Annotated in this window: 8 protein-coding genes; 3 read left to right on the top strand and 5 right to left on the bottom strand. The window is 72.2% G+C overall.

The features are described from left to right. The first annotated feature begins 338 nt into the window (after positions 1–338). Together AB8O64_RS34010 and AB8O64_RS34005 are read left to right on the top strand one after the other, a co-directional pair. The gene (locus AB8O64_RS34010) at positions 339–1205 is read left to right on the top strand and encodes a hypothetical protein (protein WP_370423515.1); all 867 of its coding nucleotides are present in this window, start codon (positions 339–341) and stop codon (positions 1203–1205) included. A gap of 70 nt (positions 1206–1275) precedes the next feature. Continuing rightward, positions 1276–1752: a hypothetical protein gene (locus AB8O64_RS34005; RefSeq protein WP_370423514.1), complete on the top strand. Its 477-nt coding sequence runs from the start codon at positions 1276–1278 to the stop codon at positions 1750–1752. Between the two features lie 47 nt (positions 1753–1799). Here AB8O64_RS34005 and AB8O64_RS34000 read toward each other — a convergent pair whose 3' ends face one another. The 4 genes from AB8O64_RS34000 to AB8O64_RS33985 all read right to left on the bottom strand — a co-directional run bounded on the left by AB8O64_RS34000 (position 1800) and on the right by AB8O64_RS33985 (position 7594). Next, a complete protein-coding gene (locus AB8O64_RS34000) occupies positions 1800–3155 on the bottom strand; it encodes an MFS transporter (RefSeq protein ID WP_370423513.1) in 1356 nt (451 codons plus the stop codon). Next, complete coding sequence (locus AB8O64_RS33995) at positions 3152–4027, bottom strand: AAA family ATPase (RefSeq protein ID WP_370423512.1); 876 nt, start codon at positions 4025–4027, stop codon at positions 3152–3154. The genes AB8O64_RS34000 and AB8O64_RS33995 overlap by 4 nt, the downstream gene beginning before the upstream one ends. 91 nt (positions 4028–4118) lie before the next feature. After that, positions 4119–4289, bottom strand: coding sequence for a hypothetical protein (locus tag AB8O64_RS33990; RefSeq protein WP_370423511.1), 171 nt, complete (start codon positions 4287–4289; stop codon positions 4119–4121). 962 nt (positions 4290–5251) lie between these two features. Then, positions 5252–7594 carry an Orn/Lys/Arg decarboxylase N-terminal domain-containing protein gene (locus AB8O64_RS33985; RefSeq protein ID WP_370424054.1) on the bottom strand — a complete coding sequence of 781 codons (2343 nt, stop codon included), beginning with the start codon at positions 7592–7594 and terminating at the stop codon, positions 5252–5254. Positions 7595–7868: 274 nt separating this feature from the next. Here AB8O64_RS33985 and AB8O64_RS33980 point away from each other — a divergent pair, with 274 nt between their 5' ends. Continuing rightward, positions 7869–9554 carry a GAF domain-containing protein gene (locus tag AB8O64_RS33980; RefSeq protein ID WP_370423510.1) on the top strand — a complete coding sequence of 562 codons (1686 nt, stop codon included), beginning with the start codon at positions 7869–7871 and terminating at the stop codon, positions 9552–9554. 7 nt (positions 9555–9561) lie between these two features. On the opposite strand, the gene AB8O64_RS33975 is transcribed toward AB8O64_RS33980, so the two are convergent. Then, positions 9562–10263, bottom strand: a complete 702-nt coding sequence (locus AB8O64_RS33975; protein ID WP_370423509.1) for a response regulator — start codon at positions 10261–10263, stop codon at positions 9562–9564. Between the last annotated feature and the right edge of the window lie 149 nt (positions 10264–10412).

Raw genomic sequence — 10412 nt, 5'->3', positions numbered from 1 at the left:
ACGCTGTGTGTGCGGCCATGCGGGCATGTTTCCGCCATGGCATCCCGACGTCCGTTCGAGTCTTCGCGCCGTGCCGGGATACGTCAAGCGTCGTGCGACGCAGGACGGGCGGACTTCGGCCATTCGGGACCGGCTCCGCGGAGCCCGGTAGCGGACGGCTCCCGGCTCGGCGGTGAGCAGCGGCGACCCCGGGCGACCGGAATACGGCGCCGGGGCACCGGGCGCCCTCCCGGGTCGGCGTGGCGGGGCATCGACGTGGCCGTAATTGGCCGCCGGCCCGTCGGTGGCGTCTCCTCGTACGCCGCCGACGACCTGACCCGGAGGTAACCTCCCACGTCATGGAGCGCAGAGCGCGGATGCTGTGGTTGCGGACCGAGCCCCTGCACGCGGTCGTCTACTTCCACCCGCAGTGCCGTGGAATGGGCCGTGAGTTGGGCCTCAAGGGCTTCTGGATGGGCTACTTCGCCACCCGCGCGGCTCCGCTCGGACCGGTCGGCCCGGCCCTGACCGCCGCCGTGTTCTCCGTCTTCGCGCCGTCGATGATCGCCCGGGCCCTGCCCGCGGCCTGGGACACGGTCACCCCGGCCGAGGCCGTCGCGCACCGGGCGCGCGCCGCGGCGGCCGCGTTGCGCGCGCTCGCTCCCGGGACCCCGGAGCTGTACGCACAGGTGGAGCGCCCGCTGCGCGCCATGATCGACGCCGCGCCCGCGGGAGCCCGCCCGCTGTTCGCCGCCAACCGGGAACTGTGCGACGGCGTCGGATCCGATCCGGTGGAGCGGCTGTGGCAGTTGGCCACCACCGTCCGCGAGTACCGGGGCGACGCCCACGCGTGCGTGCTGGCCGACCATGAACTCGACGGCTGCGAGGCCTTGTTGCTCGCGGCGTCCACCGGCCGGGTGCCCACGGAGGGGATGCGGCTGGACCGGGGCTGGAGCGAGGAGGAGTGGGGCGCCGCGCGGGAACGACTGCGCGAGCGGGGGTTCCTGGAGCCGACGGGCGGGGCGTGCACACCGCGGGGCCGCGAGCGACGGCAGCGCATCGAGGACGAGACCGACCGGCTGTCGGCCCGGTTGCTGCGCCCCCTGGAGAAGGACGAGGAGGTGGACGCGCTGATCACGGCACTGGGTCCGGCCGTGGCCGGCGTGCTGGCCGCGGGCGTCCTGCCGTTCCCCAACCCCATCGGCCTGCCCAGGCCGGAGTTCTGAGACGCCCGGGGACAGCTCGGCGACGTCCCGCGGCCAGCTCGGTAGACAGCTCATCGAATGGAGAAGCTCCATGCGCAGCCCGAAGCCGGAACTGATTTGGCAAGGACGGGTCCACCTCGGTGACGAACCGGGGTTGTACGGCGACGCCCACTACTCCGGACTGTCCGCCGAAGTGCCCTTGACCCTGGAGAGGACCGATCCTCAGGGGCAGGACTCCACGGCACTCGTGGTGGTCACCGAAGGTCTGGAGACCTTCACCGGCTACCCGGGCCACCTGATCACGGTGACGGCTTATCTGCCGGATCCCGCCCGGCCCTACCACAGCGTCGAGACGGTGCTGGCGACGGCGCGGATGACCAGCGCGGACCAGAACCGCAAGGAGATCCCCCTCGCTCTCGCCGGCCTTCCTTCGCCGTTGTTCCTCAGTGTGCGCGCACGGGTCGACACCGAGGTGCCACCAGGGCTGTACGACGACTTCGTCCTCACCCGGATCCTCAACGCGTCGCACAACTTCGCCTTCGTCGCCTCGCTCGGTTTCCGCGCCTGACGCGGTGCGGAACGCGCCCGACGCGGTGGGGAGGCGGTCCGCCGTCCCTATCGAGCGGCGTCGCGCTCCCCCGTCGGCAGCCGGACGACGCGGTAGCCGACGCAGCCGGTCACGACGGACAGGAGACCGGACAGCACCAGCAGCAGCGCCATGCCCGAGCCCGCACCGGTACCCACCAGCCATCCGGCCGAGGAGCCGAGCGGGCCGCGCATGGCCGGTTCGAAGACATGGTCGGCCAGGGGGCCGGACAGCAGCAGGGCGATCGGACCGGCGGACTCGGTGAGCACCCGGCGGGCGGCGAAGACCCGCCCTTGGATCTCCACGGGAACCCTGGTCTGCCAGATCGTCTGATGGGCCGCCAGGATGAACGGAAAGACGAACGCCCCGACGAACGAGGTCGCCCACCACACGGACGTGTGGGTACTGATGCCATAAGGGAGCTGGCCCAGCAGCCCGGTGACCATGAACCCCGCGAAGATCACATACAGCGGGCGGGCCCGCAGGATGCCGAACGCCGTCGTCGCCAGACCACCGAGCACCCCGCCCACCCCCGCGGCGCTGAGCACCCCCGCCAGCACCGCGTTGTTCCCGTCCGTCCTGGCCAGCACCATGGGCGCGAGCAGGACGCCGAACATGCCGGCGAAGTAGAAGACGAAGAAACACACCTGGAGGGCCAGCAGACCCGGTTGCCCCGCGATGAAACGGAAACCGAGCGTGAGGTCGGCCCTCAGACGGGCACCGCTCTTCGTGGGACCGGCTGTCGTGGGGTGGGGGGACGGGGAGGACCGCGGGGCGCACACCACGAGCGTGGCCAGGGCGATGGCGTAGCTGGCGATGTCCGCCAGGAACACCACACCGAGGTTCGCGGACGACATCAAGAGCGCGCCCAGGGCGGGAGCGACGACCCCGGACACGGAGACCGACAGCGAGAGCAGACCGTTGGCGCGGGCGTACTGCGCGGGCGGCACCAGGGTGGTGATCGTTGCGGCCATCGCCGGGTACTGCAACGTGATGCTCGCGCCCAGGGCCAGCATCGACAGATAGACGTATGTCTCGCTCAGCGCGCCCAGCCCGTACAGCAGCCACAGACAACCGATCACCAGGGCCCCGAGGAGGCTGCTCAGCACCAGGGTGCGCCGCTGTCCCCAGCGGTCGGCGAGCACGCCGCCGACCGGGCTCAGCGCGACCACCGCGAGGTAGGAACACAACTCCAGGACGATGATCGGCAGCGCCGCGTGGCTGCGCTCCCACAGCCAGACCGTCATCGCGAAATTCGTTCCGGCACTGGCCAGTTGGGACAGGGCGGAGCCGCACCAGATGACGACGAAGGAGACGATGCCCCGGGCCTCCGTGGGTCCGGCGGAGGCCTTGTCCGCCGCGCCCCCGGCCCGGGTACGGCTCATGCCGCCCCGTCCGCCACCGCCGCGTAGCCGCGCACGCCCTCCATCAGCCGGTCGAGCGCCACATGGGCGCTCACATGGGCCGTCCACGCCGTGATCTCCGCGTCCAACTCGGGCGAGTGCGCGCGTTCCAGCACCTGGCCGGGACCGGTCGGCACCGAGGTGAGCAGCGGCGCCCCGTCGAAGTGCGGGACGACACCGAGACAGGGCAGGCTCGACCTCTGCTCGAGGATCGTCACGGCCGAGTCGAAGGCACGCCGGTCACCGGCGAAGCGGTTGACGACGAACCCCACCACGCGCCGTCGCTCGGCGGGCGCCATGAGCTCCAGCGTGCCCACCAGCGCGGCGAAGACACCGGTGTGGACGGTGCTGCACACCAGCACGCACGGAACGTCGGCCGCGTCCGCCAGCCACAGATTGGTCACGTCCCGGTCCTTGAGGTTCAGCTCCACCGGGCTGCCGCATCCCTCGGACACGACGAAGTCGTACTGCTCCGCCAAGCGCCGGTACGCCCCCATGATCTCCGCCCGGCCGCGGTCGGTGCAGACGCGTGGGGGCTGGCTGAGCCAGTCGTCGCAACGTCTGCCGCGGATGGACGTCGCGACTCCCTCCGGCGTCACCCACAGCGCGATCGGATTGAGGTCACCGTGGGGCCGCACACCGGCGGCGACGGCCTGGTAGGCCTGGTGATAGTGGATGGCCCCGTCGGGCGGTGTGGGATAGAGGGCCTCTCCGGGCTGCATGGAGAGGGACTTGAACGGAGTGGTCTTCACACCCTGGTCACGTAACCACCGGCAGATCGCGATCGTCACCAGAGTCTTGCCGACTTCTGACGATGTGCCCAGCACCACCAGGCCGCCATGGTCGTCGCGCATGGTTTCCCCCGCTTGCTTCGACGTCCCCGCAAGCTAAGGCGCCCCCTGGCCGATTCGCAAGTGCTTGCCAGGACAAAGGTGTTCGACGCGGTCAGCGACCGCGTCGGCCACCGGAGCGCGGGCGCAGCAGCGCGGCTGCCATGATCGCGGGGACGGTGAGCACCAGGGTGAGCGTGACCAGCGAGGTGGTGTTGGTGGCTTGCTCGCCCTGGGACTTGAGGGAGCCGCGGTAGGCGGGCCGTGGGTAGGGGCGGGAGCGCACGGGCGGGACGGGTCGCGGCGTCGAAGGCGGCGGGGTGGTGGCGGGTGACGGCCGGGTCGGCTTGACGTCGATGGGCGTGAGCTCCGGCGGCGGTGCGGGAACACCCGGCCGTCCGGGCGCGGGCGGCACCGGTGGGACGACCACGGGAGGCGCGGGCGCCGCGGGCCCCGGTGCCGGAGGCGCGGGAGGTGCCGGGGGCGCGGGAGGTGCCGGGGGCGCGGGAGGTACCGGGGGCGCGGGCGCGGGAGGTACCGGGGCGGGCGGTACGGGCGCCGGAGGTGCGGGGGCGGGGGGTACGGGTGCCGGGGGCGCGGGGGGAGCCGGAGGGATCGGTGCGGGGGCCGGTGGGGCGGGTGCGGGAGGAGGCGGCACCGGTGGCGCGGGAGCGGGGGGTGCGGGAGCCGGAGGCGGGGGAACCGGTGGGGCCGGGGGTTCAGGAGCCGGTGGTGCGGGAGGTGCGGGTGCCGGGGGCGCGGGGGGCGGGGGCGCGGGCGGTGCAGGAGCCGGTGGGGCGGGGGCGGGCGGTGCGGGGGCCGGTGGGGCGGGGGCCGGCGGAGCGGGCGCGGGGGGTGCGGGCGCGGGGGGACTCGGCCTGCGGCAGTTCAGCCAGGCTTCCGCGTCGACGGCGAGAACGTGCGCGGTGACGTTCACACACCCCGTACCGGTGTCGACGACGTCCGCTCGCGCCGCGCCTCCCAGGGCGTCCACGCCGACGTGCGACGGCGGATGGTCCGGCAGCAGCCGTGGCAGGTCGGTGACGAGGGCGTCCACCACCGACGCACCGCCGACGGAGGCCCGCGCGCCCGCCTCGTCGGCCGCCGCCTCGCCCGTCAAGGCAAGGACGGCAACCGTGGCCAGCGCCAGCACACACCCTGTTCCCCGCCGCCCTGTCACACCGAACAGCCTTCCGCGAGTTCTGAGAATTCCGACAGTTCCGAGAGGTGTTTCACCACGCCCGCCGGTCAGCGCCGGAGGGCTGCCGAACGGTCCGGACGTACGCACTCGATCAGGTAGTCGCCGGTGTCGGGGTCGACGGTCACCCCGTGGGTCTCGCTGCGGAATCCGGGGAACTCCCGGTCGAAGGCCTCCAGGGCGCCGAGGTAACGCAGCAAGGGACCATCGGGGCCGCCGGTGGACTCGCCGGGCATCAGAACGGGGATGCCGGGCGGCGTCACGGTGATCATGGCCGCCGCCACCCGGTCCGCGGCGTCGGCGAGCCCGACCCGCTCGGTGCCCGCCCGGATCAGCTGCTGGTAGCACCACTGGGGCGGCGCGACCGGCTCCGGCAGTTCCTGGAAGGCCGTGTCCAGCAAGGTGACCAGATCGGCCTGGCGCAGATGCTCGTGCATGGACTGGCACAGCTCCCGCAACGTCATCCCGTCATAGCGCCGGGGGTACTGCGCGAGAAGACCGGGCAGCACCTGATCGAGCGGGGTGTCGGCGTCGTAGAGCGCCTTGAAGTCCATCAGGGCGTCCAGCAGCGTGCCCCACTTCCCCTTCGTGATGCCCATGGAGAAGAGGATCAGGGTGGTGTAGGTGTCGGTCTTCTCCACCACGATGTTCCGCGTCGCCAGATAGGCCGTCAGGATCCGGGCGGGGATCCCCCGGTCGGCCGTCTGCCCGGTGGCGTCGATGCCGGGGCAGGTGAGGGTCACCTTGACCGGGTCCAGCAGGGCGTAGCCCTCGGCGAGTCCCGCGAAGCCGTGCCAGTCGGCGTCCGGTTCCAGCTGCCAGCAGGACGACTGGGTGCGCAGCAGCTCGGCCGGTGCGTCGGCGAAGGCGTGCGGTGCGCCGGTGGCCGGGTCGGTGACGGTCTCGGGCTGCCAGACACCGAAGAACCAGGCGGGCCGGTCCCCGGCGGCCGCGATGCGCCTGCCGGTGCGGACCACGGCCTGACGGAACCGGATGGCCTCGGTGACCGCCTCGTCGATCAGCCAGTGCCCCTGGGGGCCGTCCATCATTCCGGCGGCCACGTCGAGGGAGGCGATGGCGGGGTAGAGCGGCGAGGTGGTGCCGTGCATCATGAACGCCTCGTTGAAGCGCTCGTGTTCCACCGGGGCCCTGGGTGCGGGCTTGATGTGCACCATGGCGCTCTGGGACAACGCGGCCAGCAGCTTGTGCGTGGACTGGGTCGCGAAGACCGTGGGGCGTTCGGGTCCGTCGAAGGTGTCGGGGCCCACGGACATGCCGTAGCGCCCGGCGTAGAGGGGGTGGAAGCGCGCGTAGGCGAACCACGCCTCGTCGAAGTGGAGCCGCGGGGTGCTGGGGGCGAGCTCGCGCGCGACCCGCAGGGCGTCGTAACAGAGCCCGTCGTAGGTGGAGTTGGTGAGCACGGCGTACTCGGCCCGGGGTGAACTCGCCTCGGCTGACAGTGGGTTGCGGGCGATACGGTCCGCCACCGCCGCCGCCCCGATTCCGGCGGGCGGCAGCGGGCCGGCCAGCCCGTAGCCGTTGCGGGTGGGGACGAGGTAGACCGGGCGGGCGCCGGACAGGACCAGGCCGTGCAGCACGGACTTGTGGCAGTTGCGGTCCACCAGCGCGATCTCGTCGTGGGAGACGCAGAAGTGTCCGACCATGCGGTCGGCGGTGGAGTCGCCGTGGAGCACGAAGTAGGTGCGCTCGGCGCCGAAGATCCGGGCGGCGTTGCGCTCCGCGTCCCCGATCGGGCCGGTGTGTTCGAACAAGGACCCCAGTTCCTCGACGGAGATGGACAGGTCGCTGCGGAAGAGCCGCTCCCCGTAGTAGTCGAAGAAGGCCCGTCCGACGGGTGACTTCAGGAAGGCGACGCCGCCCGCGTGTGCCGGGGTGTGCCAGGAGTACTCGTGGGCGTCGTCGAAGTGCCGCAGCGCCTTGAAGAACGGCGGGAGCACGGCTTCGCTGTAGGCACGCGCCGCGCTGACGATCCGTCCGGCGATGAACGCCGGAGTGTCCTCCAGCGGCCAGATGTAGCCGACCACCGTCTCCGACACCCACAGCGGCAGCCGGTCGAGGTCCTCGTCGGCCTCGTCCGTCATGACGAGCAGGACGGGCAGGTTCTTGAAGCGCCGGCCGATCTGGCGGAGCACCGCGGCACCGCCCGGCTCGTCCTTGGTGCGCTCGCCCGGGGCGAGGTCCCATGCCACGACGGCGGCCGCGAGTCCCGCCTCCGTGCGCAGTACCGCCCGTGCGTCGGCCGCGGTCCGCGTCCAGCGCACTTCCAGCCCCTGGGCTTCCACCGCCTTACGGATCCTGCGCAACTGGTCGCCTTCGGAGCCCTCTGCCCCTGGGTCCTCGCCCAACGCGAACAGAACCGTACCGGCGGCCATGTCGTCCCCCACTCTTGAGATCATCGTGTTGCCCATCGGCCAGTGTCGCCAAGGCGATCCGGGCCGCTCGCCCCCGCACGGGCAAACCACTCGTCGGAGGGGAGTTGCGCCCCGGAAAGTCGGCCGCTTTCTCGAACAGCGGCTCTCCGTCGAACACTTGCCGATGCGGGTGATGTCTTCTCCTTGGCTCCCGCCCAGGGCCGCCGGGCCCCCGCGCGGGCCTGGCGCCGCGCTGGCGTAGGCTGCTCACCAGGCACGGGCCAGGGGAGCAGTCATGTCCAAAACCGCAGATCAGACACAGTCGGCGCGACGGCCGCAGCCCCTCGGACCGGACCGGGTCCGTAGCCTGCTCGACGCTGTCATGAGCCTGGGACACGGTCTCGAACTGCCCCAGGTGCTCCGGGGTATCGTCCAGGCCGCGGTCACGCTCACGGACGCGGAATACGGGGCGCTCGGCGTGGTCGGCGACGGGCAACGGCTCTCGGAGTTCCTGCCCGTCGGGATGTCCGACGAACTCACGGCGCGGATCGGCCGCGCGCCCTGCGGGCGGGGCATTCTCGGCGAACTCATCAGCAATCCCGCGCCGCTCCGGCTCACCGATCTGTCGGACCACCCGCACAGTTACGGTTTTCCCGAGCACCACCCTCCGATGCGCACCTTCCTGGGGGTGCCGGTCCGGGTCCGGGACGAGGTCTTCGGCAATCTGTACCTCACCGAGAAGCGGGGCGGGGCGTCCTTCGACGAGGACGACGAGGCGGTGTTGAACACCCTGTCCATCGCGGCCGGTGTGGCCATCGACAACGCCCGCCTGTACCACGAGAGTCGCCGCCGGGAGCATTGGCTGGAGGCGCTCGGCGAGATCACCCGCAGTCTGCTGTCCGGCACCGACTCCTCCACGGTGCTGCATCTGATCGCCGAGCGCGCGATGGAGGTCGCGAGCGCCGACCGCGCCGCCGTGCTGCTGCCCGTGCCGGTGGCGTCCACGGCGGAGGGGGCGACGGACCGGCTGATGGTCGAGGTGGCCCACGGCCACGGTGCCGACCGCCTCGGCGGGCTGGTCGTTCCGGCCGAGGGGTCGCTGGCCGGCCTGGCCGCGCGCACCGGGTCCCCGGTGGCCAGCCCCGATGTCCGTGCCGATCCTCGAGCGTACCCCCTCGACGAGGACGTGGAGGAGGGGTGCGGTCCCACCGTCGCGGTCCCGTTACGGGCGGACGCGAGGGCTTCCGGGGCGCTGCGGCTGAGCCGGCTGGCCGGGCGGCCCGCGTTCGACGACTTCGAGGTGAAGCTGATCTCGGGCTTCGCCGATCAGGCCGCCATCGCCCTCGAACTCGCCCAGCACCGCGCGGAGTCGGAGGAGCTGGCCGTGCTGCACGACCGCGACCGCATCGCCCGGGACCTGCACGACCTGGCGATCCAGCGGCTCTTCGCCACCGGCATGACGCTGCAGAGCGCCACTCGCCTCATCGACCGGCCCGAGGCGGCCGAGCGGGTCGGCCGCGCGGTGAACGACCTGGACACCACCATTCAGATCATCCGGTCGACGATCTTCGCTCTCCGTACGACCGGGGACGGCGGGCCGAGCCTGCGCCGCCGCATGGCCGAGACCGCTCAGGCCGCCGCCCGCACCCTCGGCTTCCCGCCGTCCCTGCGGATCGAGGGCCCGGCCGACACCAACGTCCCGGGCGAACTGGCCGAGCAGATACTGGCGGTGACGGCCGAGGCCCTCAGCAACGCCACCCGGCACGCGCGGGCCCGCCGGGTGGACGTAGCCCTGGTCGTGGACGACCATGTGACGCTGACCGTGACGGACGACGGCGTGGGCATCGGCGGGGGCGGCGACCACACCGGGGGCCTGGCCAATATGCGGTCCCGCGCCGAGCTCCACGGCGGCGCCCTGACGATCGCATCGCCGGTGCCGGGCGGCACCCGCATCGTATGGCGCGTGCCGCTGCCCGAGTGACCCATATCTAACGGACGCCGCGCCCCTCGCGCTGCCCCCGGAGCCGGCCCGCGATCTCCGCCGCCTGGACGCGCCGGCCCACGCCCAGCTTGGCCAGCAGGGAGGAGACGCGGTTCTTGACGGTCTTCTCCGCCAGGAACAGCCGGTCGGCGATCTGACGATTGGTCAGCCCCTCCCCTATCAGCTCCAGGATCTGCCGTTCCCGGGGCGAGAGCAGGTCCGGCCCGGGCTCGGGCACTTCCGGGCGCCGTGGCGCGCGCAGCCGTTCCATCACCCGGGAAGCCGTGCGCGGATCCAGCATCGACTCGCCCGTGGCCACGGTGCGTACCGCGGTCACCAGGTCCGAGCCGTTGATCTGCTTGAGGACGTAACCGGCGGCTCCCGCCATGATGGCGTCGAACAAGGCCTCGTCGTCGTCGAAGGACGTCAGCATCAGGCAGGCCAGCTCCGGCATCATGGCCCGCAGTTCCCGGCACACCTCGATGCCTTCGTGGTCGCCTCCCTCCGCCCCGGGCTCCCCGAGCCGTACGTCGAGGATCGCCACGTGCGGACGGGTGGCGGGCACTCTCGAGAGCGCTTCCCGGCCGTTGGCCGCCTCCCCCACCACCTCGATGTCCTGCTCCGCTTCGAGGAGATCGCACACCCCGCGGCGTACCACCTCGTGATCGTCGAGGATGAAGACGCGCAGGGGCGCGGCGTGCTGGTCCATGTGCTGCTCACTCTGTCTGACGGGGCGTCCGGGAATGCCGCTCCTGTAGTGGACCTCCCAGTATGTCCGGGGCCGCCGGGGCACCCGCAGGGGCCCCGGCGGCCCCGGGCGCACCGGTCGGCGTGGCCAGCCCACACCTCTCACTGCCC

It is taken from the genome of Streptomyces sp. QH1-20 (genome assembly GCF_041283565.1).
In the GTDB taxonomy this organism is placed as follows: domain Bacteria; phylum Actinomycetota; class Actinomycetes; order Streptomycetales; family Streptomycetaceae; genus Streptomyces; species Streptomyces syringius.
The sequence above is the reverse complement of the archived record's forward strand: the minus strand, read 5'-3'. Positions and strand labels throughout refer to the sequence as shown.

Coding starts and splice junctions, on each gene's coding strand:
- AB8O64_RS33985 (WP_370424054.1), bottom strand. CDS start 7,594: ATGGCCGCCGGTACGGTTCTGTTCGCGTTGGGCGAGGACCCAGGGGCA.
- AB8O64_RS34005 (WP_370423514.1), top strand. CDS start 1,276: ATGCGCAGCCCGAAGCCGGAACTGATTTGGCAAGGACGGGTCCACCTC.
- AB8O64_RS33975 (WP_370423509.1), bottom strand. CDS start 10,263: ATGGACCAGCACGCCGCGCCCCTGCGCGTCTTCATCCTCGACGATCAC.
- AB8O64_RS34000 (WP_370423513.1), bottom strand. CDS start 3,155: ATGAGCCGTACCCGGGCCGGGGGCGCGGCGGACAAGGCCTCCGCCGGA.
- AB8O64_RS34010 (WP_370423515.1), top strand. CDS start 339: ATGGAGCGCAGAGCGCGGATGCTGTGGTTGCGGACCGAGCCCCTGCAC.
- AB8O64_RS33995 (WP_370423512.1), bottom strand. CDS start 4,027: ATGCGCGACGACCATGGCGGCCTGGTGGTGCTGGGCACATCGTCAGAA.
- AB8O64_RS33980 (WP_370423510.1), top strand. CDS start 7,869: ATGTCCAAAACCGCAGATCAGACACAGTCGGCGCGACGGCCGCAGCCC.